Annotated in this window: 22 protein-coding genes; 16 read left to right on the forward strand and 6 right to left on the reverse strand. The window is 42.9% G+C overall.

What is annotated here, in order from left to right; translation table 11 throughout:
• Nucleotides 1-6: 6 nt before the first annotated feature.
• Both PHE37_RS07970 and pedF read right to left on the reverse strand, forming a co-directional pair.
• Entirely contained in the window at nucleotides 7-876 is an 870-nt protein-coding gene (locus PHE37_RS07970) for a transporter substrate-binding domain-containing protein (protein ID WP_299996341.1), read from the reverse strand.
• Nucleotides 877-878: 2 nt separating this feature from the next.
• Entirely contained in the window at nucleotides 879-1292 is a 414-nt protein-coding gene (pedF, locus tag PHE37_RS07975; RefSeq protein WP_299996343.1) for a cytochrome c-550 PedF, read from the reverse strand.
• A 154-nt stretch (nucleotides 1293-1446) separates the two neighbouring features.
• Between pedF and PHE37_RS07980 the strand changes: the two genes are divergently transcribed.
• Genes PHE37_RS07980 through PHE37_RS07995 form a run of 4 tightly spaced genes read left to right on the forward strand, consistent with a single transcriptional unit; the run spans nucleotide 1447 to nucleotide 4262 of the window.
• The gene (locus tag PHE37_RS07980; RefSeq protein WP_299996346.1) at nucleotides 1447-2418 is read left to right on the forward strand and encodes an ABC transporter substrate-binding protein; all 972 of its coding nucleotides are present in this window, start codon (nucleotides 1447-1449) and stop codon (nucleotides 2416-2418) included.
• Between the two features lie 2 nt (nucleotides 2419-2420).
• The gene (locus tag PHE37_RS07985; protein ID WP_299996348.1) at nucleotides 2421-3161 is read left to right on the forward strand and encodes an ABC transporter permease subunit; all 741 of its coding nucleotides are present in this window, start codon (nucleotides 2421-2423) and stop codon (nucleotides 3159-3161) included.
• Between the two features lies 1 nt (nucleotide 3162).
• Nucleotides 3163-3867, forward strand: a complete 705-nt coding sequence (locus PHE37_RS07990) for an ABC transporter ATP-binding protein (RefSeq protein WP_299996352.1) — start codon at nucleotides 3163-3165, stop codon at nucleotides 3865-3867.
• Nucleotides 3864-4262: a DUF411 domain-containing protein gene (locus PHE37_RS07995; RefSeq protein ID WP_299996355.1), complete on the forward strand. Its 399-nt coding sequence runs from the start codon at nucleotides 3864-3866 to the stop codon at nucleotides 4260-4262. The genes PHE37_RS07990 and PHE37_RS07995 overlap by 4 nt, the downstream gene beginning before the upstream one ends.
• On the opposite strand, the gene PHE37_RS08000 is transcribed toward PHE37_RS07995, so the two are convergent.
• A complete protein-coding gene (locus tag PHE37_RS08000) occupies nucleotides 4259-4726 on the reverse strand; it encodes a DUF302 domain-containing protein (protein WP_299996358.1) in 468 nt (155 codons plus the stop codon). The genes PHE37_RS07995 and PHE37_RS08000 overlap by 4 nt on opposite strands.
• Nucleotides 4711-5874 carry an ABC transporter substrate-binding protein gene (locus PHE37_RS08005; RefSeq protein ID WP_299996361.1) on the reverse strand — a complete coding sequence of 388 codons (1164 nt, stop codon included), beginning with the start codon at nucleotides 5872-5874 and terminating at the stop codon, nucleotides 4711-4713. Before PHE37_RS08005 ends, PHE37_RS08000 begins: the two co-directional genes overlap by 16 nt.
• Nucleotides 5875-5994: 120 nt before the next feature.
• Here PHE37_RS08005 and PHE37_RS08010 point away from each other — a divergent pair, with 120 nt between their 5' ends.
• From PHE37_RS08010 to PHE37_RS08065, 12 genes are all read left to right on the forward strand, one after another.
• Nucleotides 5995-6957 carry a PQQ-dependent catabolism-associated beta-propeller protein gene (locus tag PHE37_RS08010; RefSeq protein WP_299996363.1) on the forward strand — a complete coding sequence of 321 codons (963 nt, stop codon included), beginning with the start codon at nucleotides 5995-5997 and terminating at the stop codon, nucleotides 6955-6957.
• Nucleotide 6958: 1 nt separating this feature from the next.
• The gene (locus PHE37_RS08015) at nucleotides 6959-7693 is read left to right on the forward strand and encodes an ATP-binding cassette domain-containing protein (protein WP_299996365.1); all 735 of its coding nucleotides are present in this window, start codon (nucleotides 6959-6961) and stop codon (nucleotides 7691-7693) included.
• Nucleotides 7686-8471: an ABC transporter permease gene (locus PHE37_RS08020; protein WP_299996368.1), complete on the forward strand. Its 786-nt coding sequence runs from the start codon at nucleotides 7686-7688 to the stop codon at nucleotides 8469-8471. The genes PHE37_RS08015 and PHE37_RS08020 overlap by 8 nt, the downstream gene beginning before the upstream one ends.
• A 100-nt stretch (nucleotides 8472-8571) precedes the next feature.
• A complete protein-coding gene (locus PHE37_RS08025) occupies nucleotides 8572-10362 on the forward strand; it encodes a PQQ-dependent methanol/ethanol family dehydrogenase (RefSeq protein WP_299996371.1) in 1791 nt (596 codons plus the stop codon).
• Nucleotides 10363-10373: 11 nt separating this feature from the next.
• Nucleotides 10374-10448 (forward strand): pyrroloquinoline quinone precursor peptide PqqA, encoded by a 75-nt coding sequence (pqqA, locus tag PHE37_RS08030; RefSeq protein ID WP_015653473.1) that lies wholly within the window; start codon nucleotides 10374-10376, stop codon nucleotides 10446-10448.
• A gap of 104 nt (nucleotides 10449-10552) precedes the next feature.
• Entirely contained in the window at nucleotides 10553-11467 is a 915-nt protein-coding gene (gene pqqB, locus PHE37_RS08035; protein WP_299996374.1) for a pyrroloquinoline quinone biosynthesis protein PqqB, read from the forward strand.
• 31 nt (nucleotides 11468-11498) lie between these two features.
• Nucleotides 11499-12242 carry a pyrroloquinoline-quinone synthase PqqC gene (pqqC, locus tag PHE37_RS08040; protein ID WP_299996377.1) on the forward strand — a complete coding sequence of 248 codons (744 nt, stop codon included), beginning with the start codon at nucleotides 11499-11501 and terminating at the stop codon, nucleotides 12240-12242.
• The gene (gene pqqD, locus PHE37_RS08045; RefSeq protein WP_299996380.1) at nucleotides 12211-12483 is read left to right on the forward strand and encodes a pyrroloquinoline quinone biosynthesis peptide chaperone PqqD; all 273 of its coding nucleotides are present in this window, start codon (nucleotides 12211-12213) and stop codon (nucleotides 12481-12483) included. The genes pqqC and pqqD overlap by 32 nt, the downstream gene beginning before the upstream one ends.
• Nucleotides 12473-13606, forward strand: coding sequence for a pyrroloquinoline quinone biosynthesis protein PqqE (gene pqqE / locus PHE37_RS08050; RefSeq protein ID WP_300008394.1), 1134 nt, complete (start codon nucleotides 12473-12475; stop codon nucleotides 13604-13606). The genes pqqD and pqqE overlap by 11 nt, the downstream gene beginning before the upstream one ends.
• Nucleotides 13597-15030 (forward strand): leucyl aminopeptidase, encoded by a 1434-nt coding sequence (locus PHE37_RS08055; RefSeq protein WP_299995357.1) that lies wholly within the window; start codon nucleotides 13597-13599, stop codon nucleotides 15028-15030. The genes pqqE and PHE37_RS08055 overlap by 10 nt, the downstream gene beginning before the upstream one ends.
• Nucleotides 15031-15139: 109 nt before the next feature.
• Entirely contained in the window at nucleotides 15140-17044 is a 1905-nt protein-coding gene (locus tag PHE37_RS08060; RefSeq protein WP_299995355.1) for an FIST N-terminal domain-containing protein, read from the forward strand.
• Nucleotides 17041-17700, forward strand: a complete 660-nt coding sequence (locus PHE37_RS08065; protein WP_299995353.1) for a response regulator transcription factor — start codon at nucleotides 17041-17043, stop codon at nucleotides 17698-17700. Before PHE37_RS08060 ends, PHE37_RS08065 begins: the two co-directional genes overlap by 4 nt.
• 38 nt (nucleotides 17701-17738) lie before the next feature.
• Here PHE37_RS08065 and PHE37_RS08070 read toward each other — a convergent pair whose 3' ends face one another.
• Together PHE37_RS08070 and PHE37_RS08075 are read right to left on the reverse strand one after the other, a co-directional pair.
• Complete coding sequence (locus PHE37_RS08070) at nucleotides 17739-18335, reverse strand: nucleotidyltransferase family protein (protein ID WP_299995351.1); 597 nt, start codon at nucleotides 18333-18335, stop codon at nucleotides 17739-17741.
• Nucleotides 18325-19341 (reverse strand): XdhC/CoxI family protein, encoded by a 1017-nt coding sequence (locus tag PHE37_RS08075; protein WP_299995350.1) that lies wholly within the window; start codon nucleotides 19339-19341, stop codon nucleotides 18325-18327. Before PHE37_RS08075 ends, PHE37_RS08070 begins: the two co-directional genes overlap by 11 nt.
• Nucleotides 19342-19347: the final 6 nt, after the last annotated feature.

Raw genomic sequence — 19347 nt, forward strand, 5'->3', positions numbered from 1 at the left:
TTTCCTTTAAGGGCTGATCGAGATGGGTATATTGTATGTCACATGATACTGATCGAATATACTCTTCAACGTGTTGTCTTGATAGAGTTGTGAAATTACACCGTCAATGTGGTTGCTTAATTCGTGAGCATCCATCCGAACAGCGATACCGAGATCCCATTTGGATTTTATCCCTAATATTTCCTTGGTCATAAAATATTTGTCTTGATTTTTTTCATAGTCAAGCAAAAATTCAAGTTGTGATTGTAATCCGGCAATAGCATCGATTTTTCCGTCTTGAAAATCTTTGACGGCATCTTGGAATCTGGCATAGCGTTTGACATTTTTGCGCAATAATCCTCCGTTATGCATCGAGAGGTATTTGTCAGGAAGTGTGTCTAATTCTACACCGACGGTGTTGTAGGCAAATATTCCCATCGTATTGATCGACGGTATTGTCTCTTTATGAGTTACGATAACCCATCTTTCCGAATGATAAGGTGATTTGATGACCACCATATCGGTTCTGAGCGCACCCGTACTGACATCGGTTTCACGCATGTAATTGTAGTCATAGGGAATTCTCATCATGACATCTGCGCGGGTTTTATGGACAGGATTTCCTTTCCATACGACATTTCTAAGATCACCGTCCATATCCTCGCCCGCATCGGTGAAGTACCATTTGGGTTTGACATTGAGAGATTCGGCGATACGTTTGCCGATCTCAATATCGATTCCCTTGGCTTCACCGTTGCTGTCTATATACGAATACGGGGGAAAATCATTGTATACGGCAATGACGATCTCTCCAGCGGCTTGTATATCCTCAATACTCCGTGCATGAGAGCAAAGAGAGAGGAAAAAGATACTGATGATGATCGTTAGAAACTTCATTGTTAATGGTCGATTTTAACAGAAAATAAATATGAGCGGATTGCCCACATACCCTCTTGGCTGATGACTCCTTCAAATGGAGGCATATACACATTACCGTTACGTACCGCACCTCCGCGGATACGCTCCATAAACCATGCGTCTCCTTCTACTCCCGGATCAAGATAACGAAGATCCGGGGCAACACCGCCTGATACTACTTCCAATCCGTGACAACGGGCACAGTTTTCAGCATACGCATGTTTTCCGATCTCAATAGCTGTCTCATTTCCGACATACGGATTGGACTCCAACCAAGCTTTTCCCAGCGGTGCCAGCCCTTTGGTATCTACCGGCTGAGGTGTGACGTTTCCGTGACTAAATACTAGTGTTGCCGATAGCAATGCTACCGCTCCAAGTGTATGCAATTTCTTCATACTCAACTCCTTTTTTCGTTTGTGATTTGGAAATTATAGAGTATGAAAATAGCCTGATAATAGCGGTTAAAAGGAAATTTTTAACGCTATTTTCAAGCTATATATGTGTATTAGAATACATCGGAATATGAGTTTAAATCAGGAGAATTTATCGATGAAAATCTTTGTAGCATTATTCGTTTTTCTTACATTATTATACGGAAGCAGCAATCAGCTGAATGTTGGAGTTTTGGCATACGGAACGGTCAATTGGGAATTGATGACGATAAAATCACTGGAACTGGATAAAAAATACGGATTTGACCTTCAAATTAAAGAATTGGCATCCAAAGATGGTGTTGCAGTCGCTTTTCAAGCCGAAAGCGTTGATGTCATCGTCAACGATTGGGTCTGGGTCAACCGACAAAATTATCCTCATTTTTTGCTCTATTTCTATCCGTATTCTACAGGAACCGGAGGAATTTATACCAATAATTCCCGTTATCGTACTCTTGGTGATTTAAAAGGGAAAAAATTGGGTGTCGCCGGAGGACCGATGGATAAAAGCTGGTTACTCTACAGAGCGTATGCGCAACAGAAACTGGGGATTGATCTCTCAAGCTATGCAGAGATTGTATTTGCCGCACCGCCGATTCTGAATGCTAAATTATCGGATGGTAGTTTGGATGCGGTACTCAATTTCTGGCACTATAACGTATTGCTGGATGAAAAAGGGATGACCCCCATTTCGTCTGTCCGGGGAGTTTTAGGAAGTTTTGGTATTAACAATCAAGATATACCTTTTACAGGATGGGTATTCAAACGATCGTTTGCGGCAGAAAACAAAAAGACGATCAACGCTTTTTTACAAGCATCACTGGAAGCGAATGCGATACTCAAACAAAATGATGCGGCATGGAATGCGTTACGGCCTTTCATGCACGTCAAAGACGATGCGGCTTTTGAAGCGTTAAAAAAAGGGTATCGCGAGGGAATCCCGGAAAAGTTTACCTCTGAAGAGATCAAAGGGATTGAACAGGTATATGCACTCTTGGAAAAAACCGGCGGGAAAAGTCTCGTAGGAGAATCCAAAAAATTTGATAAAACGATGTTTTGGCCCTATAAACCTAACTCGGCAGGGCGATAACGATGAACACTCTTTTGTATCTGCGTATAGGGTCTGTTTTTTTCCTGATTGCTCTTTGGCAGATAACGGCATTGCTGGCTGATTCTTCTATGTTTCCGGCGCCATTAGCCGTCTTAAACAGCCTGATCGGGCATATTTCAAACGGGGAACTTCTGCACCATTTGGGTATTACTTTATATCGTGTCACAATGATCTTTCTTATCGCCATGCCTGTCGGAATAGCCTTCGGTCTGCTGATGGGAAATTTCAAAAAAATCGATGCGGCTTTGGATACGCTCCTCGTGCTCGGACTGAATATGCCGGCATTGGTTGTGATTATGCTCTGCTATATCTGGTTTGGGTTAAGCGATGTTGCAGCGATTTTGGCCGTTGTGATTAATAAAGTTCCGATGGTGATCGTCACTATACGAGAAGGGGTGAAAGCGATTGATAAAAAATTGCTGGAGGTCGCCTACGTCTATAAAGTATCACGTTACCGATTGCTGTTCACCTTTTATATCCCGCAACTTTACCCGTATATCATAGCAAGTGCCCGAAACGGTCTCTCACTGATCTGGAAAATTGTGTTGGTTGTGGAACTGTTGGGCAGAAGTGACGGAATCGGATTTCAGCTCTCCATGTTTTTTCAGTTTTTTGATATCACATCGATTCTGGCATATTCATTTTCCTTCATCGTTATCATCATCGGTATCGAAAATTTTATTTTCCGACCGATTGAAGTCCGAATAGCGAAATGGAGATAAGATGCTGAGTATTGATATTCAAAGCAAAGAATACAGTGGGAAAAAGATCCTTCAGAATCTACGCTTCAGACTTGAAGAGGGGACTTTTCTCTCCATAATCGGCCCTTCAGGATGCGGTAAAACGACACTCCTCAAACTTATTTCATCATTGGATAGTGATTTTGAAGGTTCGATCGAGACGGGTGCAGACTCAATCGGAATGATGTTTCAAGAACCCAGACTTTTACCGTGGCTTACCGTCAGAGAAAACATTGCCGTCGTAGACAAAATCGGTGTCCCTGATGAGATCCAAAAACTTTTGACGATGGTGGGATTGGAGTATACGATGGATATGTATCCTAAAAATCTCTCAGGTGGGATGGCGCGAAGAGTATCACTCGTGCGAGCTTTTATCAACAGACCCAAGCTTATTTTGCTGGATGAACCGTTTGTCTCCTTAGATAAACCGACGTCACTGGCACTTCAAAATGATTTGATGCTCTTTTGCAAGAGTTTCAATCCTGCCGTGATATTGGTCACACATGATCTGGACGAAGCCATTTCCCTTTCGCAAAAAATCCTCTTTTTGGGGGGTGAAGTCACCGAAGAAGTGATGACTCACGTGAATGATCATTACGGTTTTGAGATACTTGATCCATCGCAGGTCCAAATGATAAAAGAGAATATTCTATCTATGTATCCCACAATATTAGAAGGTAAATCATGAAAAAAACACTCCTATTCCTATCGATGCTTTCGCTCATTCATGCGGAAGAGCTTAAAATGCAGATTTATAAACCGGTAACAAGTTTATGTCCTGCTTCATGGGTATCCGATGTGGAACTGACAATCGCAAAACCGGAGGTGACGTCTTTGACGGATGTGAAAAGTCTCAAAAGCAGTCTGGGCATTCCACGAGAACTGTATTCTTGTAATACCTCTATTCTCGGGGAGTATATTTTTGAGGGGAATGTCCCGACTGAGGCTATTAAAAAGTTTATGAATGAGAAACCTGCGGGTGCGGTCGGGCTGAGTCTTCCGGCAAGCCAAAATGATGAAGCGGTAAAAAAAGTCTTTATCATGTATGGTGACAAAACGTATAAACTATACGGAACGTATTAATCCAAAGCGGATGTGATGATCTTTTCGATTATCGCATCCATACTTTTTGGATCCACCTGATCATTCAGTTTCGGTGCTTTTAGAAAAGACACCGTCACCTCAGAGTTCTCTTTCACCTGAAAAACAACTAACTTCAATGGACAATACAGAAGCGTATCGATGCTTTTATTCATTAGTTGATAGCTGACTGACGGTTTGCAAAAGCCAATGCTGATTCCATTATGTAGTTTTGATTGTTGATCTAAATTTTTCGATACCGCTTCTAAGGCTTTTGCGATATTGATTTCGTATACGATGTTAAATCCATTGACTTGAAGCTCATTGCCAATACGTAATTGCAGCTCTTCAAACGATATATCGCTGACTCGATAGGAAATAAATTCAGGCGTCTCGATGCGAATAGTTTCTGCATTGAGCACTCCTGCGAAGACGAGACAGAAGAGAACGATTATTTTCGTTTGCATTTCATCTCAGATGCTGCGATACCCAGTGTATCTAAATCGGTTACCGGATCCAGGAACCCTACCTGTGGCGAGGTTGAGATCAGAGCATTAGGCTGAACCAGAGAAATCGGCATTCTGAGTTGCCCGTTGTAGCTTCGGTAAGAGAGTTTTCGTCCCATATACGCGGCCAGTTCAAATTCGTTGGAACGGATATAGGCAAGATTCGTTTTGAGGTCACTCGTATTCGTATGCATTATGGAGGTTACAATCGTCCGTACGGCTACCCAAGCGGCAAAATCTTCAGACTCCATACCGCGCGATGCATATTTTTTAAAGCGATCTTGCATCTGTGCCGCACCCCACTGCTCGATACTCTTGTGCCATTCTACGGGAGTGAGACCTTGGGTTCCGGCTACAGGACGCGGGAGCCATGAATTGAAATAGACAACTTCGCCAAAATCCCCGTAATAATCGGCAGTGAGAATCACATCATAATCTTCACCTTGCGTAAATACCGGCAGTTCATCTTCTGCTTTTCTGCGAATATCGCTGTTGTTGTCCCACACTTTCTCTTGTACGATTTTGGCACCGAATTTTTTGGCAGCTCTTTTAATTGCATAGACGATATTTTTGTCTTTAGCTGTTTTTCCTTCGATTAAAAATATTTTTTTGAAATTTCGTTTCACCAAAAATTGCATTAGCCCGTCATACAGCATCGTATCATCGGCAATGGTATGTAAAAGGTTCGGATTGCAGTAGAACATTCGCAGGCGAGGATTGCTCAACCCGGCGTTGATCATCAAAACCTTTTGGCTTTTCGGGTTAGCGAGAAGTTTCACGAAAAGGGGATACTGAACGTTTAAAATAACATACGCTCCCCCTTGGTCCACATACTGTTCAAAAGCTTTTAGCAGAACTGTTTCATCTCCCGAAACTTCCGTTTGCAATGCATAGTGCTGATTCATGAATCGGGCTGTTTTTTCGCTGTCTTCTACGGCTATCTTGGCCCCTTCCAAGCCCAAATTATCCGGTTTTTCCATAACGTTTGAGAGAACCGGAGGGTGTTTTACCTTTTGGTCTAAATAAAGTATTTTTACTGATAGATCTGAAGCACTGAGCGAAATGGTACAGAGGAGTGTTGTTATCAGTATTCGACATAGAGTTTGCATCGTATCCCTCGTATAAATGGTGTCCTGACAATTATAGGAAAAGTAAATAGCGTGTATATAGCTATTTTCGAGCTATTTACTTTTTGTATAATTTTTTCAGCTCACCCATAAGGGATTTTTATGAAACGAACAGCACTTTCTGTGATGTTATTGCTTGGCACTTTGGTCCAAGCCGATACGGTTTTTATATCGAATGAAAAAGACAATACTATTTCTGTTATTGACTCAAAAACCCAAAAAATCATTGATACGATACGTGTAGGGCAGAGACCTCGAGGTATCGTCCTGGATAAGTCCAACACACAACTGTATGTATGTGCCAGTGATGACGATACGGTACAAATTCTGGATTTAAAAAGTAAGAAGGTCATCGCGAACCTTCCATCCGGAGAAGATCCGGAACAGTTTGCCTTGCATCCTGAGGGTAAGGAGCTTTATATCGCCAATGAAAACAATGCAATGGTCACAGTTGTCGATACGCAAAAAAGAACGGTGTTAAAACAGATTCAAGTCGGATTGGAGCCTGAAGGTATGGCCGTGAGCCCTGATGGCAAACTCGCTATCGCAACAACGGAAACCTCCAATTTTCTCCACTGGATCGATACTAAAACCAAAAAAATCATTCACACAACGCTCGTCGACCAAAGACCGCGGTATATACAGTTCAGTAAAAACGGCGACAAAGTTTGGGCTTCTTCAGAGATAGGGGGGACGGTTATGGTCGTCGATACCGCTACAAAAAAAAGTATTGCCAGAATAGGCTTTGCCATTCCGGGCATTTTTAAAGATCAGATTCAGCCCGTCGGTATCCGACTTACCAGTGATGGCAAATACGCTTTTGTCGCCCTTGGGCCTGCAAACCATGTCGCCATTATTGATACCAAAACCTATAAAGTCATTAAATATCTCTTGGTCGGCAAACGCGTTTGGCAAATGGCCTTTGCGGAGAATGAACGTCAACTCTATACGACCAATGGGATTAGCGGGGATGTCTCCGTCATTGATGTAAATGACCTGAAAGTACTTAAAAGTATCAAAGTGGGCCGTTATCCTTGGGGTGTAGCGGTTATTCCGACAAATTAACATGAAAACAATTTTAGAGCTCGAAAACGTTTCGCACAAATACGATAAAGCAATGGTACTTGACAATGTTTCCTTTTCCATCGAAGAAGCCTCATTCTTTGTCCTTTTGGGTCTGAACGGTGCCGGTAAATCAACCATATTTTCTCTTCTAACCCGACTTTTGAGCCTTCAATCCGGATCGATAAAGATCAATGGATATTCAATACAAAATTACACTAAAGCACTTAAAGATATCGGTATCGTTTTTCAGGAACCGACACTGGATCTGGATTTGACCGTGCGACAGAATCTTTATTATTACGGCGCATTGAAAGGGTTGAGTTTTAAAGAGACGATTGACACCATCAAAGAAGAGCTGACGAATCTGGAACTGGATGAAAAATTGGACACAAAGGTCCAAAAATTAAACGGCGGGCACAGACGACGGATTGAAATCGTACGCTCACTCATCAATAAGCCAAAACTGCTTTTATTGGATGAAGCAACGGTGGGGCTGGATTTAAAAAGCCGCTTTGATATTCTGGATTATTTACGCCGAAAAGTTCAAAAGGGCGATATCTCCGTTCTATGGATTACCCATCTGTTTGATGAGGTGCAAAAGAGCGACAGTCTCGCGATCATCCACAAAGGGGAAATCCTCGCAACAGGAACGGCAGAGACGATTATCGCCGAGCACCAGCAAACGGATTTGACTCAAACATTCAGATATTTGACAAGGGAGTATCCCGATGCGTAAATATGTATATTGTGCCAAAGGGATCATTTACAAAGAGCTATTACGCTTTTTAAAAGAAAAAAGCCGATTTTTTTCGGCACTTGTTCGACCTTTGTTATGGCTTTTTATCTTTTCGGCCGGTTTTACTTCTGCACTCGGTTTGGCAATTACCCCTCCCTATGAATCTTACATAACGTATGAAACGTATATCGTTCCGGGTCTGGTAGGGATGATCTTGCTTTTCAATGGAATGCAAAGCTCTCTCACCATGATTATTGATAAAGAGATGGGAAGTATGAAAATATTACTGACGTCTTATATAAATCGGAATTTTTTGCTGTTTTGTAAAATGTTCGCTACGGCTATCGTCTCCACAATACAGGCAGTGACTTTTTTGATCGTCGCTTATTTGTATGGAGTGGAGTTAAGTGTCGCCGGTATTTTGCTTGCGATACCGGTTATTTTATTTACATCGATTATCCTCAATGCATTCGCTCTCTTTATATCATCCGTGATAAAACAACTGGAAAATTTTGCGGCTATCATGAACTTTGTTATTTTCCCGATGTTCTTTTTGAGCTCTGCACTTTATCCATTATGGAAGATAAAAGACTCTTCACTTTTCTTATACACCGTGTGTACATTTAACCCTTTTACGTATATTGTTGAATCCATCCGCTTTACACTCTATTTAAAATTCGATCCATCGGCCTTTTATATTATATTTTTCTATTTTATTGTGGCGTTGAGCCTCGCATTTATGGGGTATAAGTCAAAAAAGATTTTGAAAAAAAGTTGAAATTTTACATCGCTAAATTCAGGCTATTTTTCTTATGTATACTTTTGGCAATGACAGATTTTCCCAAATTTGTTGCTAAATTAAAATTGAAGGAGAAAGAATGACAAAGAGTAAAATGCTAACTTCAAAGATAGCAGTGACACTTGCTGCCTTTCTTATTGGTTGTGCTGCTCAAGGCACAGGTCTTGCGAATAAAGGTGGGGTGAAAGCTTCATTTGAACCGGTAACATATAATGATATTCTCAACGATGATAAAACTGTAGGGGATGTTGTAACGTACGGTTTAGGACAAAAGGGACAACGTTACTCAACGTTGAAACAAATCAATAAAAAAAGCATTAAAGATCTTGTTCCGGTATGGAATTTCAGCTTCGGCGGTGAAAAAATGCGCGGGCAGGAGTCTCAACCGTTGGTTAAAGACGGTGTTATGTATGTGACGGGATCGTATTCGCGTTTATACGCTCTGGATATCGCAACGGGACGGGAAATCTGGAATTACGAAGCAAAACTTCCGGATAATATTTTGCCGTGCTGTGACGTTATCAACAGAGGGGCGGCATTGATCGACAACCTCGTTATTTTCGGTACGCTTGACGCTAAACTTGTGGCACTTGATCGAGCTACAGGAAAAGTAGTATGGAAAAAAACCATTGCAGATTATAAAGACGGCTATTCATTTACGGCAGCACCGTTGATCGTTAAAGGTCTTGTTGTAACCGGTGTATCGGGTGGGGAATTCGGTATTGTCGGTAAAGTTGAAGCCCGTGATCCAAAAACCGGAGAGATTGTGTGGAGCAGACCAACGGTTGAAGGACACATGGGATACCTTAACGGTAAAGAAAATGGTATCAGCGGAACCTTAAACGCAACTTGGGAAGGCGATCAGTGGCAACACGGCGGTGCCGCACCATGGAACGGCGTAACATACGATCCTGACACGGATCTTATCTATGTACCGACAGGAAATCCATCTCCGTGGAATTCTCATGAACGTGCCGGAAACAACCTGTATTCTGCGTGCAGAATGGCAATCAACCCTGATACCGGTAAAATCGTCTGGTATTACCAAACCACTCCGAATGACGGATGGGATTTTGACGGTATGTCAGAACTTGTATTGTTTGACTACAAAGATGCTTCCGGAAAAACAGTCAAAGCCGGTGCAACTGCCGACAAAAACGGTTTCTTCTACGTTCTCAACCGTGAAAACGGTAAATTCATCAGTGCTTCTCCATTTGTTGATGGCATTACATGGGCAAAAGGGATTGATAAAGACGGGAAACCGATCGTAAATCCTGAAAACCGTCCAGGTGAACCTGTAAACGGCGAAAAAGGAAAAACGGTCTTTACCGTTCCGTCATTCCTAGGCGGTAAAAACTGGAATCCGATGGCGTACTCTCAACGTACAGGACTTTTCTATGTCCCTGCGAACGAATGGGGTATGGATATGTGGAATCAACCGGTTACTTACAAAAAAGGTGCCGCATATATGGGTGCCGGTTTCACGATCAAACCTGTACATGAAGATCATATTGGTGCACTCAAAGCGATCGATCCTAAAACCGGAAAAATCAAATGGAAACATGAAAATGTTGCACCATTATGGGGTGGAGTACTCGCAACTGCGGGCGGTGTCGTCTTTACCGGTACACCGGAGGGTGAACTTCTCGGTCTCGATGACGAAACAGGTAAAGTGCTTTACTCATTCCAAGTGGGTTCAGGAATCGTCGGGTCACCGATCACTTGGGAACAAGACGGCGAACAATACGTTGCTGTAGTATCTGGATGGGGCGGAGCCGTACCATTGTGGGGTGGAGAAGTTGCGAAATCAATCAAACACATTTCACAAGGCGGAATGGTTCACGTCTTCAAATTACATAAAAATAAATAAAGGAGTTTACAATGAAATGGGAAAAACCGTCATTTACGGATAACCGCTTCGGTTTTGAAGTAACCATGTACATCTGCCACGAGTAATCGTAGTAGCTCTAAGTGCACTCAACGTCAAATGCGTTGGGTGTTTCTAGTATGAATTGAGATTATGTCGCATAGTTTCAGTTAATAATAGCAAAGGATCGGATGTGAAAATTAAGATTTTAGGTTCCAGCGCCGGTGGAGGACTCCCCCAATTTAACTGCAATTGTGACAATTGCAAAGGGTATCGTGCGGGAAAACCATCTATTAGACGTCGAACACAATCTTCGATAACGATAAGTGAAGACGGAGAGAACTGGGTGCTGTTCAATACCTCGCCGGATATTTTGGAACAAATCCATAATTCGCCGTTTTTACACCCTCAGCAGCGCAGAGAAACCAAGATCAAAGCGATCGTTTTTATCGATGCCCAGATTGATCATACAACGGGACTTTTGATGCTTAGAGAAGGGTGTCCGCACGAAGTCTATTGTACCAAAGAGGTGCATGAAGAACTCAATACTTCATTCCCACTTTTCACGATGCTCACTCATTGGGACGGCGGCGGGACTCATTATCATGAGGTGGCGACGGACGGGACGAGCTTTGAGATCCCTGTAATGCCAAACTATAGCTTCAAAGCGGTTCCGCTGATCTCGAATGCTCCTCCGTATTCCAAATATCGGGATAAGCCCAGAGCAGGGGACAACATCGGGATGGTTGTGATCAACAAACAAACCGGAAAACGTCTTTTTTATCTTCCGGGACTCGGTGTGCTGCAACAGGCAATCATTGATGAGATGCGTATCGCTGATGTCTTATTGGTTGACGGAACTCTCTGGACGAATGATGAAATGATTCAAAACGGCTTCTCTAGCAAACTCGGGACGGATATGGGCCATGTCCCCTTAAGCGGGGAAGGAGGGCTTATTGAGACGTTAGATACACTGGAAAAACCGAGAAAGATATTAATTCATATCAATAATACCAATCCGATATTGGATGAAACAACCCAAGAATACCGTGAGCTGATACGCCACAACATTGAGATCTCCTATGACGGCATGCATATCGAGATTTAATACCACGTGCAAATTAAACTAAAGGGAAAAAATGAAGAGTCTACTCAGCAAAAAAGAATTTGAAGAAGCGCTAAGAGCAATGGGGAGCATGTACCATATCTACCATCCTTTCCACGTGCGAATGTATGAGGGCAAATGTACCAAAGAAGAGATTCAAGGATGGGTTGCAAACCGGTTTTATTATCAAACCATGATCCCGATCAAAGATGCGGCAATTATGTCCAATAATCCTCCGATTGAAGACAGACGCAAGTGGATCGACCGTATTAACGATCATGACAGTGTAGGGGGCGGAATCGAAGCATGGCTTGATCTCGGTACTGCCGTAGGGTTGGATAAAGAGGACCTTCTCAGTCACAAATATGTTTTGCCTTCTGTCCGATTTGCTGTCGATGCGTATGTCAACTTTGCCAAACATGCTCCATGGAAAGAGGCGGCAATGTCTTCATTGACCGAGATGTTTGCACCGGAAATCCATCAGCAGCGTCTAGACACGTGGCCAAAAAACTATCCCTGGATCGATCAAAACGGCCTGCGCTATTTTCAAAAAAGACTCACCGAAGCACGACGTGATGTACAGCACGGATTGGCACTGACGCTCGAAGAGTTCAATACCGTTGAACTTCAGGAAAAAGCGTTCTCTATACTGCAGTTCAAACTGGATATTTTGTGGACGATGGTGGATGCCCTTTATTTGGCGTATGAGCTTAAAAGACCGCCGTATTTTAATATTAAGGATTGTCATGCAACGCGAAAAATTTCTTGCAGTGAATGATCACTTTCAACTCCAGTACGAAGAGAAACAAAACTGCTATGTGTTGCTCTATCCGGAGGGGATGGTACAGTTGAGCTTCTCAGCGGGGGAGATCATGAGTTTATGCGACGGAACAAAATCCTGTGAGGACATTATCGGTGAATTGACACAGAAATTTTCGAATGACTCCATTGCAGCGGACATCGTTGAATTTCTTGATGAAGCAGTCTCCCGCGATTGGATCGTTTATCATGAAGCCTGATGCAAAAACACCCAAACCGCCGTTATGGATACTGTTGGAACTGACCCACAAATGCCCGCTAGAGTGTACGTATTGCTACAATCAGCTCGATTTTGCCAATACGAAAGATGCGATGTCCAAAAAGGACTGGTTCAGAGTCATGGAGGAAGCCCGTGCCATGGGTGCCGTACAGCTCGGTATTTCCGGCGGAGAGCCCCTGCTGAATAAAGATCTCCTCGAAATTGTCAAAAAAGCCAATGATCTGAAGTTTTATACGAATCTGATTACATCCGGTGTCGGAGCCGATATCGCTATCGTCCCCAAGCTCAAAGCGGCAGGGCTAAAAACGGTACAGCTGGGTATCCAGTCGTCCGATGAACACACTACGACTCTTATTACGAATAATAAAACCGCTTTCAAAGATAAAATGGCCTTTGCAAAAGCGTGCAAAGATAACGGTCTTCAGTTGATCGTTAACACCTGTATCACACGTCAGAACATCCATCAAATCGGAGATATTATCGAGATGGCGGAGCGGTTGGGGGCAAATTATCTGGAGATTGCTAATATCCAGTATTACGGATGGGCACTTGAAAACATCAATGCACTCCTTCCGACGAGAGAGCAGTTGGATGAGGCTAAAGCCGTTACGAACCACTACCGAGAAAACCGAAAAGATATGAAAGTCTTTTTTGTCGTACCGGATTATTTTGCCACACGTCCTAAGGCCTGTATGAACGGATGGGGTTCGACTTTTCTCACCATTAATCCGGATGGAATGGCACTTCCGTGCAACACGGCCAATACCCTTCCTCTCACTTTCCCAAACGTCAAAGAGTATTCGGTCGAAGAAATTTGGAACGATTCGGAGGCTTTTAACTTTTTTCGCGGTGATTCGTGGATGAAGGAGCCGTGCCGAACCTGTGATGAGAAGGAAAAAGATTTCGGCGGATGCCGATGTCAGGCGTATGCCCTGACCAAAGATATGCGTGAAGCGGATCCGGTTTGCAGCAAATCCGGTTTTCACCATGTGGTGACCTCCAAAGTAGAGGAGAGCCTCACCTCCGATCATCAACCGCTTTATCGGAACAAAATCAATTCGATGAATATTATCGCAAACAGATCGGCAACATCATGCAAATAGCACTTTCCAACAAACCGCCGAAAGAGAGCTTAGAGCTTTCCTTCGTTACGCATATGCCAGCGAATTCAAAACTCTTTAAAATGCTGGAAAAAGCCGGATTTAACCTCAAAGAGGGGACGACCTATTTGGATGTACATCACAATATCTTGTATGTGGCGAGTCGCTCACTGTGTTCAGAAGATCTCAAAATAAGTGCGGCAAAAGCGATCCAATCCATACAAAAAAGCAGTTTTATGACGCTTTTTATAGCACTCGAACAGTATCAAGACCAACTCGATGTTGCAGCGTTAGCCGAAGGGCTGATACTAGGCGATTACTATTTCAGTCAGTACAAACATGAGTCCCAAAAACATCAAGAGCGAAAACTGTTTATAGACTACAGCGGCAGTATGCATACCAAACATCATCTTGAAGAGATCCTTCATGAGGTGGATATGATATGCCGAAATGTCAATCTTGTCCGAGATATTGTTAATACGCCACCGCAGGACTATTACCCCTATATCATGGCACTTGATGCCAAGTATTTTGCAAAGAGAGACGGTCTGGAATGCAAGATTCTCGGTGAGCACTTAATGCAAGAGATGGGGATGCATGCACTGCTGAGTGTGGGGAGAGCATCGGTACATGAATCCCAACTCATTCACCTCACGTACCGCTCCGAACATCCAAAGGTCAAAATCGTCCTTTTAGGCAAAGGGCTTACTTATGACAGCGGAGGGTTAAGTCTTAAATCGTCGGACTCGATGGTCTCTATGAAGTGTGATAAAGCAGGCGGAAGTGCAGTGCTGGGTGTCATGTGTACTTTAAAGGCGCTGGGGTTAGAGTGCGAAGTCCATGGAATTATCGGTGCGGTAGAGAACATGATCGGGGGGAATGCCTATAAACCTGACGATGTACTACGGGCTAAAAACGGTATGACTATCGAAGTAAAAAATACCGATGCCGAAGGGCGGCTGGTTTTGGCAGATTGTTTGTGTTATGCTCAGGATGAGATTGAGGATTTCGATTATATTTTCGATTTTGCCACGTTGACGGGAGCCTCTATTGTTGCCTTGGGCGGACAAACGATAGCGGTCATGGGACATAATGATACACTCAAGGAGAAAATCAATACGGCGGCATCGCAAAGCGGCGAACTGGTCGGATTTTTACCGTACAACCGATACTTCGAACATGAGCTCGACAGCGAGATCGCGGATATGGTGAACACCGCTTCTACACGCAATGGCGGTGCGATCACCGCCAGCCTTTTTTTAGACCGATTTATCAAAGACGAAAACAAGAAAAAATGGCTCCATTTTGATATGGCGGGGCCGGCTTATAGTCAAAAAGCGTGGGGGTATAACCCTTATGGAGCAAGTGGTGCCGGAGTACGTCTGATCGTGCAATTTTTGAAAAATATTACACAAAAATCCCTCTGAAAGTTATAAAAAGTTCAAATAGATTATTTGCGATAAAGTATATCAATAATTTATACTAAAATCGTCAGGAATGTCTATAATTTATTAATATTTTTGATAGAATAGATACATGATAACACGCACATTTGAGTATAAAGATTTAGCACAGCAGCAATGGTTGGATGAGTATGAAAATCACCGCAAAATTTTAGTGCAAATATTTTGCGGTAACGGAAAAGAGACCCTTCAGGAATCCTCAGCATTCATTAAAAAAAAGCTCCCGCATAGTATTATCATCGGCACGACTACGGATGGGGAGATCAACAACACCCATATCTTGACCCACTCTACGATTATTTCTGTTTCTGTTTTTACCAAGACCGAAATCACCAGTGCTTCGGTGGACGGGATTGACTGTTTTCAAAACGGAGTCGATCTTGCAAAAAAATTGGTTAAACCGGATACAAAGCTGCTGATACTTTTTACCGACGGTTCTACCAGCAACGGAGAAGCGTTTTTAAAAGGTATCGAATCCGTCGACAATCAGGTGATGGTCTGCGGCGGCATGGCCGGAGATAACGGACAATTTACTCAAACGTATATCTGTGAAAATGAAACGATGCTCGAACACGGTGCTGTCGGCGTTGCACTGAATTCGGATAAGCTGAGTGTCTATAACAGCTATAAATTCGACTGGTCTCCCATCGGAATCGAACATACAATCGATGAGATCAGAGCCAATCGCGTTTATAAAATTTCCGGTATGCCGGCTGTCGATTTTTATGAAAAATATCTCGGTGGCGAAGTGGCCAAGGCTCTTCCGAAAACAGGGATAGAATTTCCGCTGATTATGGATAAAAACGGGTTTAAAGTCGCACGCGCTGTTATCGCCAAACATGATGACGGCAGTATGAGTTTTGCCGGAAATCTCAATGTCGGCGATAAAGTACGGTTGGGATTCGGAAACGCAGAACTCATCATTCAGCAATCCTTCGACAATTCGTATCAGGCACCTTGTAAAAATATGCAAAGCTATTTTGTCTATTCGTGTATGGCACGAAGAAGATACATGCCGAGTCTCATCAATATCGAGATGGAACCGTTTGTTAAAAACGCACCGACAGCAGGATTTTTCAGCTATGCCGAGTTTTACCATCATGATGGGCATAATGAGCTTCTTAACCAGACGTTTACTGTTATCGGCTTGTGTGAATCCGACTGCATAGAATGTGCTGCCATTGAAAATAAGGCGAAAGACAGCTCACTGGAAAAAGACGATTATGCGATTACCGTCGGTGCGCTTGCCCATCTAATCGCACAGTCGGCAGACGATTATGAACAGCAAAAAAAGCGGCTAGAAGAAGAACAGCACTATTCCCAAAGTCTCTTAAAATCGCAAGATTTGTTTATTAAATATGCGGTTCATGAAACCAATACGCCTCTGAGTATCATTATGGGGAATATCGAGCTTTACGAGGTGGAACACGGAAAAAACCCGTACCTTTGCAATATTGAAGCTGCGATGAAAAATGTCTGTACGATTTATGATGATTTGTCCTATTTACTCATCAATAAAACGATCGAATACCCTAAACATACGATTGATTTAGTGGATTATGTTCGCAGCCGGGTTGAATTTTTCAATATTGTGGCCAAAAAAGCGAATGTCAGTTTTATCTTTACGAGTCAGGAAGAAGAGTTCTTGATCTATTTCAATGAGTCCCAGCTTCAACGGATCATCGATAACAATCTGACCAATGCGATTAAATATACCAAAGAGAATGAGCCCATCTATATCGTGATCGTACATGATAAGAGTACGTGCAAAGTCATCTTTAAAAGCAAATCTTCCGAGATCGAAAATCCCAATAAAATTTTTGAACAGTTTTACAGGGAGAGCTCTCAGCAAGAGGGATTTGGGCTGGGACTCAATCTTGTAAAAGAGATTTGTAACAATGAAGATGTCGCTTTTCAGTTAAGTTCAACGAAAGAAGAGACCTCTTTTACCTATGAATTCAAGGAGGCGTACCTTTGAAAATCTTATTAGTCGAAGACGATATTATGCTGGGTGAGGCGATATCGAAATACATTCAGGCGACAGGACATGTTGTAGAGTTGGTGAAAGACGGGACTCAGGGTTTGCAGATGATTCATGACACCAATTATGACCTGCTGCTCTTAGATATCAATGTCCCCGGAATGGATGGATTGACACTGTTAGAGACGACCCATAATGAGAAAATACAGATTCCGACGATCTTTATCTCAGCGCTCATTGATATTGAAGAGATTTCAAGAGCCTTTAATTTAGGGTGCTACGATTATTTAAAAAAACCGTTCCATCTAAAAGAGTTGAGCCTCAGAATCGATAAAATATTGCAATCCAGACAAGTTCCGCAAGCACATAAAAGGCTCTCAAAATCGTATAGCTTTGATAGTGAGACGATGACACTTTTGTTCAACAACGAACCCCATATCCTCCCGAAAAGACAATTGCAGATTATAGAGCTTTTATCGCAGCACCGAAGCAGAATCGTCACCTATGATATGTTCAGAGATTATGTATGGAACGATGATATGATCGATAATGCCACCATCAGAGCGGAACTCAACAGAATCAAAAATGTTTTAAAAGAAGATATGATCATCAATATCCGATCGATCGGTTATATGGTCGAGCGACCAAAATAATCCGGGATCGGGAGGAGGGGGGATATTGGCTCTACCTCTCAGATATGATACGAATAGAGCGTTACGACCGCTTCCCAATCCTCATGGGTATCGATATCTTTTGAATAATTGTGAGTGAGTGGAATGTATTGATAGATGTTGGTTTCCAGCAAGACTTTGGCTCCTTTGTCCCCCTGCAATTTTAGGAGAGAGGGGAGATACTGCTTAGGAAAAACTGCGGGAACACCGGATTTTTTACCATAGTGCGAAGCTATGATCAATTCGGGATTTTCTTTGGATGTCTGGATCAATGCTTCATAGTGTGATTGCGGAATCAACGGCTGGTCGCAGAGCATGATTAAAACGCAATTGGACTCATCCAATGTCGATACTCCATACGCAATAGAGTTTCCCAACCCTTCTTTATAATTCGCATTAACGACTGTTTTGAGCGGTAAATCTTTGATTGAGTCACGGCATTGATCACTTTGATGCCCTAAAACGACCGTAACATGGGGTGTGAGTTCCAAAGCCTGAGTTGCTGCATGCCACAAAAGTGTATGACCGTTTAACTCTAAAAGCTGCTTAGGCTGGCCTAAACGGCTCGATGTTCCGGCAGCCATAACCAGAATATTGAGCTGATGGCTAGTTGGCATGAATCGCCACCTTTTTTTTCTCCCGAAGCGACATCGGTGTGGCTCGGTTTCGATTTGCCTCTATTTCTGCGCAGATGGACAAGGCGATCGATTCCGGTGACTCTCCTCCCAAATCCAATCCGATAGGGTTATGCAGTCTCGGATCCATGAAAACAGTCTCACTGAATTGACTGAAAGAGCTGATGATGCTTTTCGTTCTTTTTTGAGGACCCATCATACCGATATAGGAGACCTCTGAATCCAATAATGCGCTCAAATAGACGGCATCACTGGAAAAATTATGACTCATAACGACAGCGGCGTCGAAATGGCGTTCTAAGACTTCTGCAACGTCTTCGCAGTTATCGAGCAAATGGGTTTCATCGGCCGAGTGTACATGTGCAAGATTGGATGCTCGCGTATCGCAGATGGCGGTTTGCCAACCGAGTGTATTGGCGATCGAGAGCAACGGCTCACTGCCCGGTCCGGCTCCTAAGATCAATAACCGATAGGGAGAATGAATCTTTTGATAAATGAGTTGGGGGTTCGATTCTTCATCGAACACGATATCTTCTTGTTTTTCTTCTGACGAAAATCCATAAAATCCATGTATCTCTGTTGAACGTATCAGTGTTTTTTTGATCCCGGATAATGCAAAATCAAGTGCGATACCGATTGCCCCGTAGTTATCCTGGTAATAAAACGGCTCCATCCACAGTTTGATAAGACCGTTGCATCCGACCCCTTTGCCCCAACTGTCCAGGGTGTCATCTTTCATCCGCAAATCATGGACGACATATTTTCCTTCATGTTTAGAGAGGATATCTTTGGCACAATGGACAATATCTTCTTCAAAACATCCTCCGCTGACAACACCGATGAATTTTCCGTCGGAATTCACCAGCATCGTCGCACCGCTTTTACGATAAACGGAACCTTCCGTATCCAAAACGTTGATACAGACGATATCTTTTCTTTCGCTTTTCGCTTGTTGTATAAAATGGATAAAATCTTTATGAGCGAACATGGTAAA

It is taken from the genome of Sulfuricurvum sp., from assembly GCF_028681615.1.
Lineage (GTDB): Bacteria > Campylobacterota > Campylobacteria > Campylobacterales > Sulfurimonadaceae > Sulfuricurvum.

What these genes read in the sequence shown, in the direction of transcription:
- PHE37_RS07970 (WP_299996341.1), bottom strand. Translation starts at nt 876, where the DNA reads ATGAAGTTTCTAACGATCATCATCAGTATCTTTTTCCTCTCTCTTTGC.
- pedF (WP_299996343.1), bottom strand. Translation starts at nt 1,292, where the DNA reads ATGAAGAAATTGCATACACTTGGAGCGGTAGCATTGCTATCGGCAACA.
- PHE37_RS07980 (WP_299996346.1), top strand. Translation starts at nt 1,447, where the DNA reads ATGAAAATCTTTGTAGCATTATTCGTTTTTCTTACATTATTATACGGA.
- PHE37_RS07985 (WP_299996348.1), top strand. Translation starts at nt 2,421, where the DNA reads ATGAACACTCTTTTGTATCTGCGTATAGGGTCTGTTTTTTTCCTGATT.
- PHE37_RS07990 (WP_299996352.1), top strand. Translation starts at nt 3,163, where the DNA reads ATGCTGAGTATTGATATTCAAAGCAAAGAATACAGTGGGAAAAAGATC.
- PHE37_RS07995 (WP_299996355.1), top strand. Translation starts at nt 3,864, where the DNA reads ATGAAAAAAACACTCCTATTCCTATCGATGCTTTCGCTCATTCATGCG.
- PHE37_RS08000 (WP_299996358.1), bottom strand. Translation starts at nt 4,726, where the DNA reads ATGCAAACGAAAATAATCGTTCTCTTCTGTCTCGTCTTCGCAGGAGTG.
- PHE37_RS08005 (WP_299996361.1), bottom strand. Translation starts at nt 5,874, where the DNA reads ATGCAAACTCTATGTCGAATACTGATAACAACACTCCTCTGTACCATT.
- PHE37_RS08010 (WP_299996363.1), top strand. Translation starts at nt 5,995, where the DNA reads ATGAAACGAACAGCACTTTCTGTGATGTTATTGCTTGGCACTTTGGTC.
- PHE37_RS08015 (WP_299996365.1), top strand. Translation starts at nt 6,959, where the DNA reads ATGAAAACAATTTTAGAGCTCGAAAACGTTTCGCACAAATACGATAAA.
- PHE37_RS08020 (WP_299996368.1), top strand. Translation starts at nt 7,686, where the DNA reads ATGCGTAAATATGTATATTGTGCCAAAGGGATCATTTACAAAGAGCTA.
- PHE37_RS08025 (WP_299996371.1), top strand. Translation starts at nt 8,572, where the DNA reads ATGACAAAGAGTAAAATGCTAACTTCAAAGATAGCAGTGACACTTGCT.
- pqqC (WP_299996377.1), top strand. Translation starts at nt 11,499, where the DNA reads ATGAAGAGTCTACTCAGCAAAAAAGAATTTGAAGAAGCGCTAAGAGCA.
- pqqD (WP_299996380.1), top strand. Translation starts at nt 12,211, where the DNA reads ATGCAACGCGAAAAATTTCTTGCAGTGAATGATCACTTTCAACTCCAG.
- pqqE (WP_300008394.1), top strand. Translation starts at nt 12,473, where the DNA reads ATGAAGCCTGATGCAAAAACACCCAAACCGCCGTTATGGATACTGTTG.
- PHE37_RS08055 (WP_299995357.1), top strand. Translation starts at nt 13,597, where the DNA reads ATGCAAATAGCACTTTCCAACAAACCGCCGAAAGAGAGCTTAGAGCTT.
- PHE37_RS08060 (WP_299995355.1), top strand. Translation starts at nt 15,140, where the DNA reads ATGATAACACGCACATTTGAGTATAAAGATTTAGCACAGCAGCAATGG.
- PHE37_RS08070 (WP_299995351.1), bottom strand. Translation starts at nt 18,335, where the DNA reads ATGCCAACTAGCCATCAGCTCAATATTCTGGTTATGGCTGCCGGAACA.
- PHE37_RS08075 (WP_299995350.1), bottom strand. Translation starts at nt 19,341, where the DNA reads ATGTTCGCTCATAAAGATTTTATCCATTTTATACAACAAGCGAAAAGC.